The organism is Microbacterium deminutum, assembly GCF_039530205.1.
In the GTDB taxonomy this organism is placed as follows: domain Bacteria; phylum Actinomycetota; class Actinomycetes; order Actinomycetales; family Microbacteriaceae; genus Microbacterium; species Microbacterium deminutum.
The window spans coordinates 1-21,301 of sequence record NZ_BAAAOG010000016.1; the positions used below are offsets into that span (position 1 = coordinate 1).

A 21,301-nucleotide genomic window follows, 5' to 3' on the forward strand; every position below is an offset into this window, starting at 1 on the left:
CCTACGCTGCCTGAAACGCCGCCTCGCCCGCACGGTCTTCAACGCCCTCACCGCCGACCAGCAACCGAGCCAGATCCCCGCGAGCCTCCCCCTCGCGGCCTAAGACTTGACATAGGAGAAACGCATGTCGCGCCGATCACGTGGAGACGCCGGCGTCCCGACGCCGATCGCAGATTATGCGATGATCGGCGATCTGCACACGGCGGCGCTCATCTCGTCGGTGGGGTCCATCGACTGGCTCTGTCTGCCGCGCTTCGACTCCCCGGCCTTCTTCGCTGCCCTCCTGGACAGCGAGGACGCGGGTCGCTGGACGCTGGCGCCCACGGGCCGCGTCCTCGACGTCCGCAGGTCTTACCTGCCGGATACGTTCGTTCTGCAGACCCGCTGGCAGACCCCGGACGGCGAGGCGGAGGTCTGCGACTTCATGCCGCTCGGCGACCAGAGACCGAATATCGTCCGACGGATCCGTGGCATCCGCGGAAGCGTGACGTTCGACGAGGAGATCGCCATCCGCTTCGACTACGGGTCCGCCGTCCCCTGGGTCCGTCAGACGACTTACGGCGATCAGCCTGCCCTCCTTGCGACGGCCGGCCCCGCGACCGTCATCCGGCGCGGTCCCGAGATGCATCCCGAAGATCTTCGCCATGCCGCGCAGTTCACGGTCGGCGAAGACGACGTGGTCGATCTCGTCGTCACCTGGTATCCGTCCCATCGTGATCCGCCGCCGCCGCTGGATGTGGATCACGCCCTGGATGTGACGATCGACTGGTGGCGCGATTGGGCCGCCCGCAGCAAGCCGCCGAGCCCATTCGACGCGCAGGTGCAGCGATCGTTGCTCGTACTTCGAGCGCTGACCGACGAGGACACCGGGGGCATTTCGGCGGCGGCGACCACGAGCCTGCCGGAAACCGATGGCGGCGGCCGGAACTGGGACTACCGATACGTATGGCTCCGGGATGCCGCTCTCACGATCAGCGTGCTGCTGACGCACGGGTATCGGGCTGAGGCGGAGGAGTGGCGCGGGTGGCTGCTGCGGGCCGTCGCCGGTGCCCCTCGCGATGTGCAGATCATGTACGGCATCGGCGGAGAGCGACGACTGCACGAGTACGAGATCCCCGAACTGTCCGGCTACGGCGGCGCCGCCCCCGTTCGCGTGGGCAACGCCGCATACGAACAGCGACAGTGGGACATCTTCGGCGAGGTCATGGTCGCACTGCACGGTGCGCGCGCCGCGGGGCTGAAGGAGACCGAAGCGTCCTGGCCGCTCCAATGCGCGTTGTTGGACTTTCTGGAGGAGAACTGGCAGAGCCCCGATCGCGGCATCTGGGAGATCCGGGGCGAGGAAAGGCACTTCACACACTCGCGGGCCATGGTGTGGGCGGCTTTCGACCGCGGCGCGCGTGCCGTCCGGGAGTTCGGACTGCCCGGAGATGCCCAGAAGTGGGCGTCGCTCGCGGAGCGGGTACGCGACGAAATCCTCGACCGAGGTTACGACCCCGAGCGGAACACCTTCGTGCAGTACTACGGCTCCGCCGAGCTGGACGCGGCGCTCCTCCAGCTGCCGCAGATCGGGTTCGTCGAGGCAGACGACCCCCGCATGCTGGGCACCGTCGCGGCGATCAAGGAGGACCTGATGCGCAACGGACTCCTGCTGCGCTACCGCACGTCGGCCGGAGTCGACGGACTCACGGGCGAGGAGCATCCGTTCGTGGCGTGCTCCTTCTGGCTCGTCGAACAGTACGCGGCCTGCGGTGACGTGCGGGCCGCCCGCGAGCTCATGGATCGCCTGACCTCCTTCGTCAACGACGTCGGGCTGCTGAGCGAGCAGTACGACCCCGTTCTTGCGCGGCACATGGGCAACACCCCGCAGGCCCTGTCGCACCTCGCTCTCGTCCGTGCCGCCGACGCCATCGCGGCGGCGGAGAAGGGTCACTCCGAAGAGCTGCCGAACGTGCGGGGTGAGTCCGAAGGCGGGCAGGCGGGACAATCGACGGATGCCGGGTCCGCACCGGCCGTGACCCCCACCGATCTCGGGCACACACCGGAGGAGAGCCGCGTACACGCGGACATCGACATCCCCGACCTCAGGACATAGCCCCAGCTATCGGCATCAGTATCCGTCCCCGAACGAGGTCACCAGACGCTGACGCCGGACTGACCCCGCAGAGCAGGGCGATGCTCGAGAACGTCGGTCCGGAGGGTCTCAGAATTCGAGTGGGCCACAATCCGGACCTACCAGTTTTCGGCGGTATTCGCGGCGCCTACACCATCGCCGACTGAGCTCACGGCTCGTCGGTCCTAGGCGGTGACGGGGACATGCGCCTCGGCGCGGACATCCACCGCCTCACGCGTCGTGCCCACAAAGCGCGCAGTGTCCGACACGGCGGCAGTGAGCAGGGCGACGAGTCGTTCGTCGGGGTCCCCGCCGCACGCCTGCGCGATCCCATCGACGGCGCCGGTCACGATATCCCGGCACTGCCGCACGGTCATGCCCGGGCGGCCCGAACCGACTTTCTGGATGAACTGGGTGGCCCAGACATCGGCGGCGGGTGCGGCGCGGAGGGCGGCTTCCGCCAGTTCGCGCGACTCCGCGGCGAGTTCGTCGTCTCGTCCGCCGAGGGCCCGGAGGGCGACGCGCACCGCCACCGCCTGTGAACGCTGCCGCTCCTCAGCGGCGACAGGCAGGGCGGCGTTGGCAGCTCGCAGGGCGAGCAGAACGTCGAGCAGCGGGTCGTCGCTCGTCAGGCCGACGACTGACGGGATGAGCGGCGTGAGCCGGGCGCGACCGGCTTCGCTCGTCCGGTCGTTCACCATCCGTGCGAGATGCGCGAGGGTGCCGTTCGTACACGCTGGATGGTCGCTCCAACGCTCTCCCGCGAGGTACGACGCGAATTCCATGAAGCAGGCCCCACGCCGTGGCGAGCGGTGCCGGCCTGGGGAGAGGATCGGCATGACATCCGGGTGAGCCATCCAGTCGCGCATGTGACCTCCCTCTCTCCTTCCACTGTGCGCCTGCCGCATCCGTGATTCAAGTACCTCGGCCGGATATCCGCGGACAGGGGTCTGGCAGGAATCTCGCACTCCCCATCAGGGCGCTGAACGGATGAGGCACTGGTCCGTGCGGTCGGGCGCTTGCAATCACTTTTGACGGGCGTCGCAGGGCCGTCTCGCGTCCTTGAGGACTGCCCATTCGAGTCGGCTCAGTGGCTGAGCCATCGGAACCGCGGCTGTCGGGCGCCGCCCCGATTCTGTGAAGAGCCGCCGGCGACGCACCGAGGCCCTTCTGGGGACGGATTGCGACCACTACGCTGGGGGCGCGTCAGCACCAGCACCGGCGAGCGGTCGCGGGAGAGCGATCTCATGGATGACCGCCGCTCGAGAACGATCAGATCTCACGGATGAGGAGCACCACGATGCCCGAACTGCGGCTTGGCATCATTGGCCACACAGCCGAACGACTCGGAACATTCATACACACCGATCAGACGCTTCGGGTGGAGCTGCCGGCTGAGTTCACCGAAGCTCATCTGGCGCAGATGAAGTACGACACGCAGTTCATCCTGGAGCTCATCGAACGTGACCCCGACGCCATAATGAGCATTCAGGGCGCGATACTCCGGAACGACTTCGCCAAGGCGAACCAGGTCGCGCGGGAGGTCGGACTCACCGAGAACAACATGATCGCGAACGACGGGGGAATGTGGGGGTACATCCTTCTCGCCGCGGTGGTGATCGGCGCGTATGCCGCATTCAGCGGCTCCGGGGAAGAGGCACCGCCGCCGCCGCCTCCGCCTCCACCACCTCCGCCGGTCGCGGACGCCGGAGCGGATGCCGGGACCGGATAGGTCCAGAAACGACGACTCGTCGCGACTGCCGAAGTCCGGGCCCTCCAGTCGCGTCTCCGCCGCGCCGTTCAAGGGTCCCGCGGCCACCTGAAGCCGGTCGTGTTCCTTCGATCGCGCCGGCGACGTATTCGTAAGAACTCAAGCGCACTGATCGGACGCATCGACAACGTCGGCCGACGTGGGAGGGGACGGGCTGCGGACGATCTAGTTGCGTCGCTGGCTGAGGTGGATGGTGACTTCGTCGCCTTCGCGCTTGTCGATGGCGCGGCGTATCGCGGCAGAGATGGGCAGCTTGTGTGTTCCGTCCCCGAGTGCCATGAACGCTCCGTCGAACGGGTGATCGTCTGCGGTCCCTGACACCTTGACAAGTCCGCGGGTGCCGAAGATCGTGGCCGAGTCCGGCAGCTGCACGCAGATCCACGTGTCACCTTCCCTCACTCGACCGAGAGTTGCGGTGAAGGTGATGTCGAGCGGTCCGATGTGGCTCATGATTCCGGTCCTTCAGCGCGCTCCACTTGCACACTTTCGCCGGTGATGGAGAACGCGTTCCCGTCGGGATCGCGGAACGCGAACATGGCGGGGACGCCAGGCCACCGCATGATGTCGTCCACGTCGATCCCGTCCGCGATCATGGCGGCGTGGGCGGCATCGACGTCGTCTGAGGTGAAGCGGATCCCGATCGCGCCGCGGGGGATATCCGGCTCGGCGGGTTCGAGGGTGAGGATGACGTTCGCTCGGCCAGGGGCCAGCTCAATCCATCGCCCGTTGGGCGTCGGCATGTCCCGCAACACGGCGAAGCCGAGACCCGTATAGAAGCGGAGCGCATCGTCCTGATCGTCCACCGGGATGCTGACGGTGCGGACGCCGGTGATGTGAGTGCTGTCCATGATCTCTCCTTCGAAGGTCGCACAGTCGATCAACGATATGACGATCGAACGGGCGGACAATCGACAGCGTTTCACGCCATTGCCGGAGAAGAATTCTCCCGCGACCAGGCTGACACCGGCCGCAGCCCCTCGTCCCTACCAGCCCGAGGACCCGGGGACGCCTTTGAAAGGACCCGCCACCGCCGAGGTGATCCAGCCCCCGTAGAATTCGCCCGGCTGCGGCGTGACGACCTCGCCGTCGACCTCGCAGGCGTCCATCGGCCGCGCGTACACGGCCACGCGTCCGGCGAGAGCCTCGTACCCGTCGGACGGGCGCGGGTAGTTCCAGGCCGCCCTCGGAGCCGTCACCCCACCTCCCTGCACGTCGAGGTAGCGGGCGGAGCCCTTGAACTCGCAGTACGAATTCCCCTCCGCGTCGGCGAGCGCTCCGTCGGCGAACGCCGCTATCGGCAGGTAGTAGACGGGCGGATGGCTCGTCTCGAGCACGCGGACCACATCGTGGGTGTCGACGACGACCTCGCCTCCGAGGCGGATGACCACCCCGCTCACAACTCGCTCGATCCGGGGCGGTCGCGGATATTCCCACACCGACTCCTGGCCTGGCGCGATGGGATCGGGAATGGGAGGGGCCATCGTCTCAGCGTAAGCGCCCGACGCACAGCGCGGGCCACCGCGAGCGGGTGTCAGAGCCCTGGCTGCGCGATGCGCTTCGCGATCGCCGACCCGGCCCGGCGTCCGGAGCGCCGGACTCAGCGGCCGATCTCCTCGAGCCAGCGCAGCCACACCTCGCTGACGGTCGGATAGGCAGGGACGGCGTGCCACAGTCGGTCGATCGGCACTTCGCCGACCACCGCGATGGTCGCGGAGTGCAGCAGCTCCGCGATGTCGGGTCCCACGAACGTGGCTCCGACGAGCACTCGTCTGTCCTCGTCGAGGATCGCCCGCGCCTGACCGCGGTAGTCATCGGCGTGCGTAGTCGCACCTGACACCCACGACAGGTCGTAGTCGATCACACGGATGCCGATGCCGGCCGCCTTCGCGGACGCCTCGGTGTGACCCACCGACGCGACCTCCGGATGGGTGAACGCCACCTGGGGAATGGCGGAGTGGTCGGCGGTCGCGACGTGCGCGCCCCATGGGCCGTCGCGGACGTCCTTTCCGAGCGCCCGCGCCGCGATGACGTCGCCGGCGGCGCGCGCCTGGTACTTGCCCTGATGCGTGAGGAGAGCGCGATGGTTGACGTCACCGACGGCGTAAAGCCAGTCGACGCCGCGGACGCGGAGGGTGTCGTCCACGTCGAGCCATGAGCCGGGCTCGAGCCCGATGCTCTCCAGTCCCAGGTCCCCGGTCCGGGGCACACGTCCGGTCGCCACCAGCACCTCGGCGGCGCGCACCTGTGAGCCATCGGACAAAGTCAGCACCACGTCGCCGTCGGCTTCTCGCGACACCGCCTCGACCTCGATCCCGGTGCGGACCTCGGCTCCGGCCTCCCGCAGCGCAGCGACGACGGCCTCGCCCGCGAAGGGCTCCATCGAGCCGAGCAGGCCAGAGCGTGCGATCAGCGTGACGGCGCATCCGAACGACGCGTACAGGGTCGCCATCTCGCTGCCCACGACTCCACCGCCGAGGATCGCAAGGGATGGCGGCACGTTGCGCACGCCGGTGGCATCGCGGCTCGTCCAGGGGGCGGCATCCTTCAGCCCGGGGATGTCGGGGAGCATCGCCGCCGATCCCGTCGACACGACCACCGCGTGCCGTGCCATGAGGGTGATCGCCTCACTGCCGTCCGCGCTGGCCACGGTGACCTCGCGGTCGCCGGTGAGGCGACCGTGACCGCGTACCAGGTCGATCCCGGTCTTGTGGAGCCAGTCGACGTCCGCCGTGTCGTTCCATTCGTGCACGATCGCATCGCGGCGCCGCAGGGCGGCCGCCACGTCGACCGAGCCGCTCACCGCCTGGCGCGCGCCGTCGACATCGCGGGCGGCGCGGAGAGCGGCGCCGCTGCGCAGCAGTGTCTTCGACGGCATGCACGCCCAATACGAGCATTCGCCGCCGACCAGTTCACTCTCGACGACGACGACCGTCAGGCCGCCCTGCTTCGCCCGATCGGCGACGTTCTCGCCCACCGGCCCCGCGCCGATGACGATGAGGTCATACTCTCGAGTGGCCATGCGTCCCACGGTATAGGCGGCGCACGACGTCGGGGCCGGGGTTGACAATCCGTTCGCTCGCCGGCGCCGAAGGATACACAGATGCCAGTCGTGGTCAACCCATCTGACGATCCGCCCCCTGTGTCCGTGACCTGTGGAAGGCTTGGATTCCCGCCGAAAGGACAGCATGGCGATCGAATTCCGATCCGTCACGAAGCGCTTCGCCGACGGCACGCTCGCCGTCGACGAATTCAGCCTTGTCATCCCGGCGCACAAAACCACGGTCCTCGTGGGCTCATCCGGCTGCGGCAAGACCACGCTGCTGCGCATGATCAACCGGCTGGTGGAGCCGACCGGTGGCGAGATCACCATCGACGAGGAGCCGATCGCCGGGCGTGACCCGGTGAAGCTCCGCCGCGGGATCGGGTACGTGCTGCAGAACGCCGGCCTGCTGCCGCATTTCACGGTGATCGACAACATCGCGACGGTCCCCGTGCTGACAGGAGTCGCGCGCAAGGCGGCCCGCGACCGCGCCCTCGAGCTGATGGATGTCGTCGGTCTCGACCGCGCGCTCGCCGAGCGCTACCCCAGCCAGCTCTCGGGCGGCCAGCAGCAGCGCGTTGGCGTGGCCCGCAGCCTCGCCGTCGACCCGAACATCCTGCTGATGGACGAGCCCTTCGGTGCGGTGGACCCGATCGTCCGCAAAGAGCTGCAGGCTGAGACCCTCCGACTGCAAGGCGAGCTCGACAAGACCATCGTCTTCGTCACGCATGACATCGACGAGGCTTTCCTGCTCGGCGACCAGGTCGTGATCCTGCAGAAGGGCGCGAAGATCGCCCAGCTCGGAACCCCCGACGAGATCACCGAGAACCCGGCGAGCGAGTTCGTGGCCAGCTTCATCGGAGCTGACAAGGGCACGCGGGCGCTGCGCCGCAAGCAGACCCCGCAGGGTGCGGTGGTCGTCGACTTCGCCGGCCGCACGCAGGGGGTGCTTGTGGAGGACGCACCATGAACTGGGTCATCGACAACCTCGACCTGATCTGGGGGCTCAGCCTCGACCACCTCAGGCAGAGCCTGATCGCGATCGTCCTGGGCTTCGTCGTGGCGCTGCCCATCGGCTGGGTGGCCTTCCGGTTCACGGCGCTGCGCGGACCGACGCTGACGACGGTCGGTCTTCTCTACACGATCCCGTCGCTGGGGCTCTTCGCGGTCCTCGCGGCCGCGTTCGGCATCCCACTCCTCTCCGAGGTCAACCTCATCGTCGCGCTCACCATCTACGCCGTCGCCATCATGACGCGCTCGGTCGCCGACGGCCTCGCCTCCGTGGATCCGGTGACCCGCGAGGCGGCGGTCGCGGTCGGCTTCGGGTCGTGGCGGCGGTTCTGGACTGTCGACTTTCCGCTCGCTGGCCCGGTGCTGCTCGCCGGCCTCCGAGTGACGGCGTCGTCGACGATCTCGCTCGCGACCGTCGGCATCCTGATCGGCGTCGAGAACCTGGGCTATCTCTTCACGAACGGCTCTCAGCGGCGCATCATCGCCGAGGTCCTGGCCGGCGTCGTGGCGGTCGTCGTCATAGCCGTGGTCATCGACCTGCTGCTCGTCCTCGCCGGTCGCGCGCTCATGCCATGGAACCGGCGCCGACCGACGCGCGCGGAGCGCGCTCTCCGGGCGGTGAGCGTGTGAACTACTTTCTCGAGGCATTCGCCTGGATCTTCTCGCCAGACCGTCTCACCGGCGCGCTGCCGTTGCCGACAGCGATCGCGCAGCACCTCGCGTTCACATTCGGCTCGGTGCTGATCGCCGCCCTGGTCGCCATTCCCGTCGGATGGCTCATCGGCCATACCGGCCTCGGCCGCGAATTCGCGATCTTCCTGGCCGGGGCCGCCCGGGCGCTCCCCTCCCTCGGTCTCATCGTGCTGCTGGTGCTGCTGCTGGGCGTGGGCCTGAAGACAGAGGCGGCGGTGGTGGCGTTCGTCCTGCTCGCCATCCCGTCCATCCTCGCAGGCGCGTACGCCGGGTTCGAAGCCATCGACCGCAGCGTGATCGACGCCGGCCGTGCCATGGGCATGACCCCGTGGCAGGTGCTCTGGAAGATCGAAGTTCCCCTGGGGCTGCCGCTGCTCATCGGCGGGCTGCGGGTCGCGACGCTGCAGGTCGTCGCGACAGTCACGATCGCGGCATACGTCGGCCTCGGTGGCCTCGGGTACTACATCATCCAAGGCATCGCGCTGCGGGACTTCCCCGAGATCCTCGGTGCCTCGATCGTCGTGATCGCCCTCGCCCTTCTGCTGGACGGCGTCTTCGCCTTGCTCCAGCGCGTCGTGGTGCCTCGCGGTGTCGCCGCGGGGAACCAGACTCCCCGTCGTTCGCCCGGGGTCCGTTCGCGCGCCGTCGCGGACGCGCCCGCCTGACCCTCACACAACCGGAGGTTCCAACATGTCCACAGCACGCACACGCCTCGCACTGGCGATCAGTGCGACAGCGATCGCCGCACTGGCCCTGGCCGGCTGCGCGTCCAGCAATCCGTTGAGCGGCGGCGCGACCCCGAAGCCCAGCGGCTCGTCGACCATCGTCATCGGTTCGCAGGCCTACTACTCGAACGAGATCATCGCCGAGATCTACGCCCAGGCGCTCGAGGGCGCCGGCTACAAGGTCGAGCGCAATTTCAACATCGGTCAGCGCGACGCCTATATGCCCTCCCTGGAGAACGGATCGATCGACCTCTTCCCGGAGTACACCGGCAACCTTCTCCAGTTCCTCAAGCCGGGCGCGACGGCGACCACGCCCGACGACGTCTATGCCGCGCTCAAGGATGCGATGCCGAAGGGTCTCACCGTGCTCGACCAGTCACCGGCCACGGATCAGGACTCGTACAACGTGACCGCCGACTTCGCGGCCAAGCACAACCTGGTGTCGATCGGCGACCTCGCCGGCATCGGCGGTCTGGTGCTGGGCGGCGCACCCGAGCTCGAGAAGCGTCCCTATGGCCCGACCGGCCTGAAGGACGTGTACGGCGTGGATGTCGGTTTCAACGCGACCGGTGACACGACGGTCGACGAGCTCGTGGCCGGCAATGTCCAGGTCGCCGATGTGTACAGCGCCGACCCGCTGATCAAGACGAAAGACCTCGTCACGCTGAGGGACCCGAAGGGCCTGTTCCTCGCCTCGAACGTCGTGCCGGTCGTCAGCACCGACATCGCCGGCAAGATCGCGGATGTCATCAACGCCGTGAGCGCGGCCCTGACACCCAAAGGTCTCATCGCCATGAACGTGCAATCCACGGTCGATCAGAAGTCGGCGAAGGACATCGCGGCCGCCTGGCTCTCCGACAACGGCCTGAAGTAATCGGATCAGGATCATCGGGCAGGCGGTGGAAAGCCGCCCGCCCGTGGGCTCACCCTTCCCGCGCCGGGTGCGGCCGGGAATCGTAAGCATGGGGCGGCTCGAGCGGAGTGGCCCGTGTGATAGCCGGCCAGCGGGTCTCGCGTCACCGTCACCGCGGGGTTCGATGAGCGCGGATCAGCTGTCGCTAGACATCCGCCGGCGTGGTGAATTCGCGAGCCGTGTCGGCCGGAGGGCGCTGGCCCCTGCTGAGCAGCACGAAGGGGATGGCCACTGCCGAGATCACCCCGCTCCAGATCATCGATGCGCCGTAGCCCCCGACATCCGCTACTCGTCCCAGCACGGGCTGGAACGCGACTCCGCCTGCCGAGCCCATCAAGGAGTCGAACGAGAGCACCGTCGCGCGCTGCTTCGATGGGATCATGTCGTTCAGGTAGGCGCGGTGCACGGGGTTGTCGATCGCGGAAGCGATGCCCCAGAGCGCGACGAGGAAGACAGCGACCCAGAAATTGTGCACGAGCCCCAGCCCGATCAGCACCAGCGCGCTGGCTACCGCCGACAGCAGGAGCGTTGACGTGCGGCGGCGGAAGAGCCTGCGCACCCAGGGAGCCATCGCACCTCCGAGGATCGACGCGCCCGACAGCAGAGCGGCCGCGAGTCCGGCGACTGTGTAAGCCTTTTCGTCGCCCCACAGCTCCAGCAGGTATGGCTGCAGCGCATAGAAGACGTAGATGCCGACGCCTGCGATGAAAGGACTCGCGAGCATGAGCCAGCGCACCGGCGGGTCACCGAGACCGTACCGGACCGAGGCGCGGAAGACGGTGCGTGTCGCCCGCAGCGGACCTTCGCTGCGGTCCGGTGTGAAGCCCACGTCGCGCATCAGCAGCGCGGCCACGACGAACATCACCAGGAGGATGGCGCCCCGGATCAGGAACGGCACTCCGAGGTTCGTCGCCTGCGCGATCACGCCGCCGAGCACTGAGCCCGAAAGCATGGCGATGCCGCCCACGATCTGCGCCCGGCCGAAGACGGTCTCGAGGCTGCCGTCGTAGTGGGTCGCCTTCAGCGCGTCCACCAGCCAGGCATCCACGGCGCCCGAGAAGAAGGTGAAGCCCAGCCCGAGCAGCACGGACACGATGGCCCAGGCCCAGAACGGCGAATGCCAGACCCAGAGCAGCCAGTACAGCACCGTCGTGACGGCCAGCGTGACCGTTCCCAGCAGGTACGAAGCCCGACGGCCGACAGTGTCGGCCACGACCCCGGTCGGGATCTCGAAGATCAGCATCCCGGCGGTGAAGAAGGCGTTCGCCGAGAACGCCTCGAAGTTCGACAGGCCGGCGTCGAGCAGGAACAGCGTGTTGATGCCCCAGATGAACGACGCGGCGAGCGTGTTGCCGAGCATCAGCGTGTAATACGTTCCCTGCACCTGGCGTGGAGTGGGCAACGAGGGTGCGGCGTTGGTCCTGGAGATGGGGTACAGCTTCTTTCCACGGAATCGTTTGGCGACATCGCGACATTATCGCGCCCAGCCCACACCGTCCACGGGTGAATCAAGCCGGAGCTGAAGGTCGTCGGATTCAATTCGCCGCAATGGCGATTTCCGCACTTTCGCACCGCGGATGTCGCGAGCCAATCGATGCCGCTCTCTTCCGAGAAGCAGATGCCGTGGTCGTCGGTCGCAGCGGCCTCGTCGGGGTAGACGCGTGGTTCAGCCGAGGCGGGGCAGCTCGTCCTGCTGCGTGCGGACGGATCCGTACGCACTTCGTAACCTCCGGCGCCTGGACAGCGCTGCCCAGGGGTGAGATGGTGCCCACGAAGGGATGGAGCGATCATGGCTGATTCGCCGACTGACTACAGCGACCTGAAGGCCGTCTACGTCAATTGCACTCTGAAGAGATCACCGGAGGTGAGCAATACCCAGGGACTGATGGACCGCAGCATCGCGCTCATGCGAGCGCAGGGCGTCGAGGCGACCTCGCTCCGTTTCATCGACCACGACGTCGCCACGGGCGTGTATCCCGACATGCGCGAGCACGGCTGGGAGACCGACGCATGGCCTGACGAGGTCTGGCCGCTCATCGAAGCCGCGGAGATCCTCGTGGTGTGCGGCCCGTTGTGGCTCGGCGACAACGCCAGCGTGACCCGCCGGCTCATCGAACGCCTCTACGCGATGAGCGGCCTGTACAACGACAAAGGCCAGTACATCTACTACGGCAAGGTCGGCGGAACGATGATCACCGGCAACGAGGACGGCATCAAGCACGCCGCGATGGCGAACCTCTACAGCCTGCAGCACATCGGGTACACGATCCCGCCCGCCGCCGATGCCGGGTGGATCGGCGAGGTCGGGCCTGGTCCGAGCTATCTCGATCCCGGTTCGGGCGGACCCGAGAACGACTTCACCAACCGCAACACCACGTTCATGACGTGGAACCTCATGCACCTGGCACGGATGCTGAAGGATGCCGGCGGCATCCCCGCGTACGGCAATCTGCGCAAGGCGTGGAACGACGGGGAGCGGTTCGGGTTCAACCCCGAGTATCGCTGAGCGGGCTTCGTCCGCGTCGAGCGACGCGATGTGCAGGGCGATCGCGATCGCCATCGCCACCACGAGCGCCGCGAGGACGACAAACCGAGCGCTGCTGACTCGTGCACGTGTCGCAGGAGTGGGAGGCGCTGGGCAGCGGTTCTGATGGAGGCGAGCGTGTTCACCAGGTCGAGGACGCTCCCGACCAGCGGATGAGCCTCGAGTGTGAAGTGCGCATCCGACGATCCGATTCCTCAACTCGACGAGGTGAGTTGCGCACACGCGACCTCGACGCGATGGCCGACCGGTGGTTCCCTTGGGCGCCGTTCACGGCAACAATCGGTCACATGGGAATGCGCGCCGACCTCGCGAGGTCTCACTCAGCATGAGCAGATATGTGCAGCAGGCGGAGATCGCCGATCCGTTCGTCCTCGAAGTGATCGACCGGGAGGAGCCGCATGCCGGCCCCGGACAGGTGCGCGTGCGAGTGCGGGCGGCAGGGCTGAATCCAGTGGACTGGAAGATCGCGGCCTCACCGGCGGCGGCCGAGCGGTACGGGATCACGGCTCCCGCCGGGTTCGGCAACGACTACGCGGGCGAGATCGATGAGGTCGGGGAAGGGGTGGCGGGTTTCGCTGTCGGCGACCGGGTGTTCGGGGGCGCTCGTGGGCGCGCCGTGGCCGAGCACGCCGTCTCGACGGTCGGCACCGACCTCCTCGCTCACACGCCCGACGGGCTCTCCGACGAGGTTGCCGGATCGCTGTTGATCGCCGCCCGCACCGCGGATGCGGCGGTCGCCGCCGTCGGCGCGACGCCCGGCGACACTGTGCTGATCGGCGGCGCGGCCGGCGGCGTCGGCGTGCTGGCAGTTCAGCTTGCCGTCGCCGCTGGGGCCACCGTCGTGGCGACCGGCTCGGCCGGCAACCACGACTTCCTACGCGAACTGGGCGCCATCCCCACGACCTACGGTGAGGGTCTCGTCGACCGTGTGCGTGCTCTCGCTCCCAGTGGGGTGGATGCCGCGATCGACCTGCAGGGCACCGAGACCGCACTCGCGGCCATCGAACTCGGCGTCCCGCCGGTACGGATCGCCACGATCGCGGCGGGCCCGACTCGCCCGGCCGGCACGATCGCGACAGGCGGTGTCGACGCCGCGCCCGACGCCCTCGACCGCATCGCACGCGCCCTGGCCGAAGGCACGCTGACCCTGCCCATTCAGGCGACTTTCCCCATCGAGCGGATTCAGGATGCCGTGCAACTCCTGCGAGGGGGCCATGTCCGCGGGAAGGTGGTCGTCACCGTCTAGCGCGCCCGAAAGCCCGTGATTCAGGGCGAAATGACTGCGGCCGCGTTGCCCATGTGCCGACGGCTTGTGGGTGACGTCAGCGACCGCCCTTGGCGAGGTAATCCGGCCCGTCGTAGTGGAGGTTCAGCGTCTCGATGACGTTGTCGCGGAAGGTGAAGAACTCGGCGAACCGGACGGTCCCACCGGGCATCTCGGCATCGTAGAGGACGGCGGATCCGTGCTCGTCGTGAACTTCGCGGATGACGCCGATGCTTCGCACGGTCGAGATGAAGCCGGCCGCGCCGTGGACGAATCCCTCGGTGGCATCGGAACGGTGGCCTGCCAGCGAGCCGGTGAAGTCGAGATGATCCGACAACAGCACCCGGAGACCTCGCCCTTCGTCGAACGCATCGGCTCCTGCGGTGAGGACGCGATAGTACTGCTGAACGGGTTCTGGCGCTGAGGGTGAGACGATGTCGGTCACGGATCGCTCCCTTGATTCCAGTTTGAGTTTCACTCAAAATATGAAGCGATTGCTAGAGTTTGTCAAGTGATGCGCTCATGAAGTCGTACGGACAGATCTGCTCGGTGGCCCGTTCCCTCGACATCGTGGGGGACCGTTGGAATCTCCTCATCGTGCGCGAACTGCTCATCACGCGCCGGCTTCGGTTCACCGATCTGCAACGCGGGCTGCCCGGCGTTGCTCCCAACCTGCTTGCACAGCGCCTCCGAGACCTCGAGGGACATGGCGTGCTGCGCCGCGAGACAGCGGCGCCCCCCGCGACGGGCACCCTCTACGCGCTGACAGACCGCGGCGCGCAACTCGAGGGCGTGGTGCGTGAGCTGCTGCAATGGGGCGCCCCGACCGTCGCGGATGCCGCGCCCGACGCCGTCTTCCAGATGCACTGGCTGAGCATCCCCGCGCGGTACCTGACGCGTGACAACACTCCCACCGCGGCGCCCTCGACCATCAGATTCGGAACCATCGCCGACGGCTTCGACGTGACCGTCTCAGCCAGCCTGGTCACCGTCGCACCCTGCGGAATAGACGACACACCGGATGCCACCATCAACGGCCCCGGTGCAACACTCGTCGGACTTCTCCAGGGAGCCATCGACCTCGCGCACGCCACCACGGCGGGAGTCACCATTCAGGGAGACGTTCACGCGGTTCAACGGATTCTCGCGCCCGGACCATGAGCATCCTTCTGCGGACGTCCGACACCGACCTCGTCGACGGTGCCGGACACTCGGCAGTCCGGTCACGCGGCGGAGAGTCCGACGTCGACGTTGACGCTGACTGTGTCAGGGCACTCACCATGGCGCGCCGGAGCGAGTCCGGACGCTGAACCAAGAGGCGCACCACGGTGCGTGCGTCATGTCGCGAGCAAGGACTCATTGACCGAGATGATGCGCCAGCACAAAATGGAGACGACGCCCCCGGAGCGCCGCAGGTGGGGTGAGTCATAGGCAAGCATGAACTGTTTCTGCGGCCTTGACGAAGGAGCAAAGGCATGCCAACTCCACCTACGATCTCCGAAGGGTCAGCCGGGGCCGTCGTGCGTTGGGCGCAGTATCTTCTGGTGCGACGTACGCTCAGCTACGACCAGATCGACGGCATCTTCGGGCCGATCACGAAAGCGGCGGTCGAGGAGTTCCAGCGAGAAAGCGGCCTGGTGGTCGATGGGATAGTCGGACCACTCACCTGGGCCAGACTCGGCGGTGACGGCCCCGAACCGCCGACGCTGCAGCAGGGCTCGACGGGCGCCGTGGTCGGCCGGTTGCAGACCGCACTGAACGAGGGGCGGGGTGACTTCGCCCCAGCGAGCAATCCCGTGCTCGTGGTCGATAACCACTTCGGCCCGATCACCGCCCGAGCCGTGCGGGGTGCGCAGACTTCGGGCGGGATCACCGTCGACGGAATCGTCGGACTGCAGACATGGGCGTTACCTGTGCATGCGGCCGGTCAAGTGCTCGCGGATCTCTGCGGCGTTCCCGGACCCGGCTGATCCCGACAGCGCATGGCAGGCGGGAGTCGGTGACCCGTCTGACTGCTCGGCTCGAGCTTGGCACCGCCACCCACACGCAACGCCAGGGTCCCAAACGAGCTCGCCCAGAAAGTCCGCGTCTCCTGCAAACTCAATGGGCCGGATAGGCATCGAAGGCGCGAGCGAAGGATGCCTGTGCGCGCGCCGGTCTGCTCATCAACGCGCGCGCTCGACCAGGACCAGCAGCTCGAGGCGGTCAAGCGGTCCACCGCCCTGTGAGCGGGTGAGCAAATGCTCAGCCCGCGTCGGATGACGGCTCACGAGCGAGCGCACTGACGCCGACCCTGACGTAGAGGGCGGCGGCCACGACGAATCCGACCGACATGAGGAACGACATCCAGCCGCTGCCCGTGAGCATCGTGCCGATCCCCGCGAGGAACGTGAGGATGATGACGATGAAGGCCCAGAGGGCAGCGCGTTGGGCGACGCCCTGTCGTCGAGCGACCAGCCAGACCCGTACGGCCACGACGATGACTCCGATACCCACGAGTGCGTGCAGACCGAGGATGACCCCCGCGATCACCCGGGCGGCGCCGGAGTTCTCGTCCGGGCTGCCGATGAGGTTGGCACCCATTCCGAGCAGGAACTGAAGGGCGAGCGCACTGAGCGCTTCCCGGGATCGACGCACCAGGGCTTGGGACGAGTTCATCGGCGTTCCCTTCCTTCGACGGATCGCACCGCTCACGCCCATTCTGTCCGTACGGAGGAGTCGTGTCATGAGGCTGCGGGTGTACCTCTGCGTACTCTCGACGGAGTAGACGGGACCCGATTCTCGCTCGGGATGCCGTGAAACGACCGCCTTTGGCGTCGCTCTGCCCAGGTTCAGGGTCAGCAGGAATCCCCCCGCTCCAGTCGGGCTCGTGACGAAATCTGGGTGCATCTATGGGCGACCGGCGCATGCAGTCATTGTGTGTTGACACGCTGTCGGCGGGAGAGTACTACGAACGGTGGGGGCGCTGGGTCGGCGGGAGACGGGATCGTCACATGGTTCGAATGGTCGTCGAGTTCGTCTTGGCGGGGGTTTTCGCGATTCTCGCCATCCTGACCGCGGTGAACCCGCAGTGGATCGAGACGCTTTTCGGTGTTGATCCCGACCGCGGGAGCGGCGCCCTCGAATGGATCATCGTTGCTGTGTTCGGCGTCCTCGCGCTGCTGGCGGCCGGCCTAGGGACCCGAACGGCCGTGTTGCGAAGCCGGTCTGCATAGGCGTGACAATTTCCGGCGGCATCACTGTTGCCGGAACACAGGAAGGTGCATTCATGCCTACCAGGAAGATTCTTCCGGGGGACAGCGCGGAGCCGGGGAAGCGGGCGAGCCGAACTCGCAGTTCGTCTGGCAAGCGGGACGGAACCGCTGACGGAGGACCCCCGCCACCCGCGGTGAAGGGGCCGCCGGATGCCGAGCCTGGGCCGGATGTCGTATTCATCGGCACCGTGCTGCAAACCGCGTCATCGAGCGTGGCCGAGGTCGAACCGGCGGCCGACACCGTCGTGGTGCGCGTCGACCAGGTTGTGTCCGGCGCCCCGGCGTTCCACGATCATCTCGGGGAACCGATCACGGTCGCTTTGCCGGAGGGTGTGGAGGTCGCCGAGGGGGATGTGCATGTGTTCGGGGCCATTGCCTGGATCTTCGGCACCGGACTGGCGGTGCGGGCCACCTCGGTAGGTGACGCGGCGGCGCTCGCGGCCGCGCTCGACGCCGACGACCACCGTTCCGTTGACGCGCGCACACAGGCTCGAATCGCGAACGCTGAACTGGTGATCTCGGGCATCGTCCGGCAGGTGAGCCACGTGCCGAACGCCGACGGTCGTCCGATCTCCGAGCACGACCCGCTCTGGCAGGACGCCGTCGTCGACGTGCACGGTCAGCTCGGCCACGGCGCCGGTGACGCACCAGAGAAGGTCATCGTGCGTTTCGCGTCGAGCCGCGACATCCGCTGGTACCAATCTCCCAAGTTCTCGGTCGGCGACCGCGGGGTGTTCATCCTGGGAGTACCCCCAGCGGCTGCGCTCACCGACGCCGCCGTGGATCTACCCGACGGTGTCTACCTCGTGGTGGATCCGGACGACTTCCGACCGGCCGAGGACGCGCAGACGCTGTTGGCCGAGATCGACGAACGCGGAGGCGAGCAATGATCAGTGTCGTCAACGTCGTGCCGCAGTCGCTCAGCGGGGAGACGAACCAGGACAGCGAGCCGAGCATCACCGTCAACCCGGCCAACCCGAACGAGATCGTCATCTCGGCCTTCACACCCAACCCGTTCAGCGCCACCGGCAACGCGCCGGTCTTCGTGTCCACCGATGGCGGTACGACGTGGTCGTTGAACACCGTGATCCTGAGCCAGTCATCGACCCGCGATATCACAGCCAGCTTCGGCGGCGGGGGACGGTTGTATTCGGGGATCCTGCGCAACCCTGGCAGTTTCCGATTGAATATCGCGCGCGGCACGTCCAGTGCGCTGGCGACAGCGATCGTTGACCGCACGAACGTGGATCAGCCCTTCACCAAGGTGGGGATCGTTCCGTCAGGGCCGGGGGCGGGGAACGATCGCGCGTACGTGGGGATCAACGACCTGGCGTTGGCGTCGACCACGGGTCGGACGGCCACGGTCGAGGTGAGCCTCGATGCGGGCGCGGCGGCCCCGGCGTTCGCAAGCCAACGCATCGAACGGCGCGGCACCGGCACTGCAGGGCAGAACGGTCCCCAGGTTCGGCCCGCCGTGCACAGCGACGGCACCGTTTATGCGGCGTTCTGCGGCTGGCGGTCGTTCTCAGCAGCCAGCCTCGTCACGACCGACATCGTTCTCGTGCGAGACGACAACTGGGCAGGTAGCGGCACCACGTTCGATGATCTGCTCGACCCTGCCGACAACGTTGCCGGCAATCGAGTGGTACAGGGTGTCACGTTCACGTGGAACGGGACGCTCGGCAACGACCGCCTCGGCGGTGATCTCGCCATCGGCGTGGATCCGCGGGACTCTGGGACGGTCTACCTCGCGTGGGCGGATGTGCAGTCCGGGTCGTACACGCTCCATCTGCGTCGCTCGACCGATCGCGGTGTCACGTTCTCGGCGGACCTGCGAACGATCTCGAACGCCAAGAATCCGGCCATCGCGATCAACGACGACGGGCTGGTCGGGTTCGCGTACCAGCAGGTGACAGGGGCCGCCGCTGCACAGCGGTGGGAGACCCACCTCGAGACCAGCTCGAACGCGTTCTTCACGTCGGACGATCTGGTCCTGTCGACGACGCCGGCCAACACACCCGCTCCGACCTTCCTGCCCTACCTCGGCGACTACATTCACATGGTGGCTCACGGCACGTCGTTCTACGGCGTCTTCAGCGCGAACAACACCCCGGACAACGCGAACTTCCCGCAGGGCGTCACGTACCAGCGCAACCATGACTTCGGCACTCACCAGCTGTTCGCAGTCAATGGAACGACCCTGGTCAACCCCTCGGTCGATCCGTTCTTCTTCAAATTCACTCCGCTTCCGCATCTCACTCGATTCACCGTGTTCACCGGGTTCACGCGGTTCACGGACTTCACGCGTTTCACGAGGTTCACCCCGTTCACCCTGTTCACCGGCTTGACGCGGTTCACGGAGTTCACCCGGTTCACCCCGTTCACGGAGTTCACCCGGTTCACCCGTTTCGTGCCGCTCACCCGGTTCACCGGGTTCACGCGGCCACCCGGGCCCGGACCGGGGCCGGCGCCGTTCATCCGATTCGGCAACGCCGTGTTCACCCCCGACACGCTGCACGTGAAGAATTTCGAAGCACTCGCCGGGGTCGCTGATGAACTCGCCAGCGTCGGGATCACTGGCCTGCACCAGTTGGCGACGGCCGATCCGGTGCTGCTCGCCGGCCAGATCGGCTGGTCACGGGAGGATGCCACCGAAGCTGTGCGTACCGCCCAACAGCTGCTGCTCGGGCTGTGAATCCGTGCAGCGGCAGTCGTCGCAGGTCGGAGCGCCGTATGTGCCGGGCCGGTTCAGCGTCGTGATACCGACCCGCAACGAAGGCGGGATGTTGGGCATGACGACGGACTCGGTGCTCGACGGCACCGACTGGCCGGACGTCGAGGTCATCGTGGTCGACGACGGCTCCACGGATGACAGCACCGTCCGGTACCGGCGCCGGCCCGATCCGCGGCTGCGCATTCTGCGCGGGTCGGGACTGGGCGTTGCGAAAGCGCGTAACCTCGGCGCCCAACACGCCCGCGGCGAGTTCGTCGTTTTCCTCGACGCGCATTGCCAGGTCAGTGCCGACTGGCTCGACCGATTCGCACTCGCGCTCGCTGAGCCGGATGTGGCACTGGTGTCACCTTGCTTCACGCGGCTGAGAGAACCTGAGCCACGCGGATGCGGAATCTTCTTCGGCGACGCCGGACTCGAGCAGCACTGGTTCGAGCCACGTGACTCGGACACGGCGTACGACGTTCCACTGAACATCGGAGCATGCCAGGCGCTCCGCCGCGACGTCTTCGACGGGCTGGGCAGATACGACATGGGATTCACGAGCTGGGGATTCGAAGACGTCGAGTTGTGTCTTCGTGCCTGGCTGTTCGGATGGCGGGTACAGGCCGATCCCATCGCGACCGTCGCCCACCAGTTCCGTGACGCGCGCGGCTACGACGTCGACGACCAAGACGTCGTCTACAACTTCGTGCGCATGCTCGCCCTGCACTTCGACGAGCCGGAGCTCTCGGTGATCCTGGCTGCTCGGGGACCGAACCCGAACATCGCGGGCGCACTGGAGCGAATCACGGTCGACGGCACCCTCCAACAGCGACACCGCTACGACGAAATGCGTCTGCGACCAGCGCGCTGGTTCTTCCAGCACATCAACCCCACGATCACCGCCGTCGCCTAAGCACGGCCACCTGTGAGTCACCGCTTCGGCTCGCCCGCTCGCTTGGGGTGCAACACGGCACGATCCCGACGCTCCGCTTGGGCCGCGCGGGATGATCCGCCCGCCGCGTTGCACGTGTTCGGCGGCGGGACCTGACCATTCATCGTCCGGCACAGCCCGCGCGGCTCATGTATTCGCGGGTCGGCTGCGGAGTCCTCTTCTGGTGTTGACCTGGCCGTGGTTGCATGGGGTCGGGTGAGGTCGATACGACGGGGGGTGCGGGGATGGTTTCGACGCGGCGGGTGATCGTGTTCATCCAGGAGAACAAGACCCCGGATTTCTATTTCCCGACCCTGTCGGGCTG

General features: G+C 67.2%; 22 protein-coding genes. 14 read left to right on the forward strand and 8 right to left on the reverse strand.

Annotated elements, in window-relative coordinates; genetic code table 11:
- Window positions 1-124: 124 nt before the first annotated feature.
- On the forward strand, window positions 125-2,095 hold the full coding sequence (locus ABD212_RS18685; protein WP_344097660.1) for a glycoside hydrolase family 15 protein: 1,971 nt from the start codon (window positions 125-127) through the stop codon (window positions 2,093-2,095).
- A 203-nt stretch (window positions 2,096-2,298) separates the two neighbouring features.
- On the opposite strand, the gene ABD212_RS18690 is transcribed toward ABD212_RS18685, so the two are convergent.
- Window positions 2,299-2,982, reverse strand: a complete 684-nt coding sequence (locus ABD212_RS18690) for a hypothetical protein (protein ID WP_344097661.1) — start codon at window positions 2,980-2,982, stop codon at window positions 2,299-2,301.
- 431 nt (window positions 2,983-3,413) lie between these two features.
- On the opposite strand from ABD212_RS18690, the gene ABD212_RS18695 reads away from it, so the two are divergent.
- Entirely contained in the window at window positions 3,414-3,845 is a 432-nt protein-coding gene (locus tag ABD212_RS18695; RefSeq protein ID WP_344097664.1) for a hypothetical protein, read from the forward strand.
- Window positions 3,846-4,049: 204 nt separating this feature from the next.
- Here the strand turns inward: ABD212_RS18695 and ABD212_RS18700 are convergent, their stop codons facing one another.
- The 4 genes from ABD212_RS18700 to ABD212_RS18715 all read right to left on the reverse strand — a co-directional run bounded on the left by ABD212_RS18700 (window position 4,050) and on the right by ABD212_RS18715 (window position 6,903).
- A complete protein-coding gene (locus ABD212_RS18700; protein WP_344097667.1) occupies window positions 4,050-4,334 on the reverse strand; it encodes a DUF1905 domain-containing protein in 285 nt (94 codons plus the stop codon).
- The gene (locus ABD212_RS18705) at window positions 4,331-4,732 is read right to left on the reverse strand and encodes a VOC family protein (protein ID WP_344097669.1); all 402 of its coding nucleotides are present in this window, start codon (window positions 4,730-4,732) and stop codon (window positions 4,331-4,333) included. Before ABD212_RS18705 ends, ABD212_RS18700 begins: the two co-directional genes overlap by 4 nt.
- A gap of 135 nt (window positions 4,733-4,867) precedes the next feature.
- Window positions 4,868-5,365 carry a DUF427 domain-containing protein gene (locus ABD212_RS18710; protein ID WP_344097671.1) on the reverse strand — a complete coding sequence of 166 codons (498 nt, stop codon included), beginning with the start codon at window positions 5,363-5,365 and terminating at the stop codon, window positions 4,868-4,870.
- Window positions 5,366-5,481: 116 nt separating this feature from the next.
- Window positions 5,482-6,903 carry a dihydrolipoyl dehydrogenase family protein gene (locus ABD212_RS18715; protein ID WP_344097674.1) on the reverse strand — a complete coding sequence of 474 codons (1,422 nt, stop codon included), beginning with the start codon at window positions 6,901-6,903 and terminating at the stop codon, window positions 5,482-5,484.
- A 166-nt stretch (window positions 6,904-7,069) separates the two neighbouring features.
- On the opposite strand from ABD212_RS18715, the gene ABD212_RS18720 reads away from it, so the two are divergent.
- From ABD212_RS18720 to ABD212_RS18735, 4 genes are read left to right on the forward strand one after another with little or no spacing between them, the layout of a single operon-like run.
- Window positions 7,070-7,894 (forward strand): ABC transporter ATP-binding protein, encoded by an 825-nt coding sequence (locus ABD212_RS18720; RefSeq protein WP_344097676.1) that lies wholly within the window; start codon window positions 7,070-7,072, stop codon window positions 7,892-7,894.
- On the forward strand, window positions 7,891-8,565 hold the full coding sequence (locus ABD212_RS18725) for an ABC transporter permease (protein WP_344097678.1): 675 nt from the start codon (window positions 7,891-7,893) through the stop codon (window positions 8,563-8,565). The genes ABD212_RS18720 and ABD212_RS18725 overlap by 4 nt, the downstream gene beginning before the upstream one ends.
- Window positions 8,562-9,293: an ABC transporter permease gene (locus tag ABD212_RS18730; RefSeq protein ID WP_344097680.1), complete on the forward strand. Its 732-nt coding sequence runs from the start codon at window positions 8,562-8,564 to the stop codon at window positions 9,291-9,293. Before ABD212_RS18725 ends, ABD212_RS18730 begins: the two co-directional genes overlap by 4 nt.
- A gap of 25 nt (window positions 9,294-9,318) precedes the next feature.
- Complete coding sequence (locus ABD212_RS18735; protein WP_344097682.1) at window positions 9,319-10,227, forward strand: ABC transporter substrate-binding protein; 909 nt, start codon at window positions 9,319-9,321, stop codon at window positions 10,225-10,227.
- 184 nt (window positions 10,228-10,411) lie between these two features.
- Here the strand turns inward: ABD212_RS18735 and ABD212_RS18740 are convergent, their stop codons facing one another.
- Window positions 10,412-11,626 carry an MFS transporter gene (locus tag ABD212_RS18740; protein WP_344097705.1) on the reverse strand — a complete coding sequence of 405 codons (1,215 nt, stop codon included), beginning with the start codon at window positions 11,624-11,626 and terminating at the stop codon, window positions 10,412-10,414.
- Window positions 11,627-12,055: 429 nt separating this feature from the next.
- On the opposite strand from ABD212_RS18740, the gene ABD212_RS18745 reads away from it, so the two are divergent.
- Both ABD212_RS18745 and ABD212_RS18750 read left to right on the forward strand, forming a co-directional pair.
- The gene (locus ABD212_RS18745) at window positions 12,056-12,772 is read left to right on the forward strand and encodes a flavodoxin family protein (RefSeq protein ID WP_344097683.1); all 717 of its coding nucleotides are present in this window, start codon (window positions 12,056-12,058) and stop codon (window positions 12,770-12,772) included.
- Between the two features lie 364 nt (window positions 12,773-13,136).
- Complete coding sequence (locus ABD212_RS18750) at window positions 13,137-14,057, forward strand: NADP-dependent oxidoreductase (RefSeq protein WP_344097686.1); 921 nt, start codon at window positions 13,137-13,139, stop codon at window positions 14,055-14,057.
- A 76-nt stretch (window positions 14,058-14,133) separates the two neighbouring features.
- Here the strand turns inward: ABD212_RS18750 and ABD212_RS18755 are convergent, their stop codons facing one another.
- Complete coding sequence (locus ABD212_RS18755) at window positions 14,134-14,520, reverse strand: hypothetical protein (RefSeq protein ID WP_344097688.1); 387 nt, start codon at window positions 14,518-14,520, stop codon at window positions 14,134-14,136.
- A 77-nt stretch (window positions 14,521-14,597) separates the two neighbouring features.
- Here ABD212_RS18755 and ABD212_RS18760 point away from each other — a divergent pair, with 77 nt between their 5' ends.
- Window positions 14,598-15,236 (forward strand): winged helix-turn-helix transcriptional regulator, encoded by a 639-nt coding sequence (locus tag ABD212_RS18760; protein WP_344097689.1) that lies wholly within the window; start codon window positions 14,598-14,600, stop codon window positions 15,234-15,236.
- A gap of 314 nt (window positions 15,237-15,550) precedes the next feature.
- Window positions 15,551-16,045: a peptidoglycan-binding domain-containing protein gene (locus ABD212_RS18765; protein WP_344097692.1), complete on the forward strand. Its 495-nt coding sequence runs from the start codon at window positions 15,551-15,553 to the stop codon at window positions 16,043-16,045.
- 274 nt (window positions 16,046-16,319) lie between these two features.
- Here the strand turns inward: ABD212_RS18765 and ABD212_RS18770 are convergent, their stop codons facing one another.
- Complete coding sequence (locus tag ABD212_RS18770; protein ID WP_344097694.1) at window positions 16,320-16,733, reverse strand: hypothetical protein; 414 nt, start codon at window positions 16,731-16,733, stop codon at window positions 16,320-16,322.
- Between the two features lie 344 nt (window positions 16,734-17,077).
- Here ABD212_RS18770 and ABD212_RS18775 point away from each other — a divergent pair, with 344 nt between their 5' ends.
- The 4 genes from ABD212_RS18775 (at window position 17,078) to ABD212_RS18790 (ending at window position 20,958) form a co-directional block, all read left to right on the forward strand.
- Window positions 17,078-17,290, forward strand: coding sequence for a hypothetical protein (locus ABD212_RS18775; protein WP_344097696.1), 213 nt, complete (start codon window positions 17,078-17,080; stop codon window positions 17,288-17,290).
- 173 nt (window positions 17,291-17,463) lie between these two features.
- Window positions 17,464-18,219, forward strand: a complete 756-nt coding sequence (locus ABD212_RS18780; protein ID WP_344097698.1) for a hypothetical protein — start codon at window positions 17,464-17,466, stop codon at window positions 18,217-18,219.
- The gene (locus ABD212_RS18785) at window positions 18,216-20,024 is read left to right on the forward strand and encodes a hypothetical protein (protein WP_344097701.1); all 1,809 of its coding nucleotides are present in this window, start codon (window positions 18,216-18,218) and stop codon (window positions 20,022-20,024) included. The genes ABD212_RS18780 and ABD212_RS18785 overlap by 4 nt, the downstream gene beginning before the upstream one ends.
- Window positions 19,975-20,958 carry a glycosyltransferase family 2 protein gene (locus ABD212_RS18790; RefSeq protein ID WP_344097703.1) on the forward strand — a complete coding sequence of 328 codons (984 nt, stop codon included), beginning with the start codon at window positions 19,975-19,977 and terminating at the stop codon, window positions 20,956-20,958. The genes ABD212_RS18785 and ABD212_RS18790 overlap by 50 nt, the downstream gene beginning before the upstream one ends.
- The last annotated feature ends 343 nt before the right edge of the window (window positions 20,959-21,301 follow it).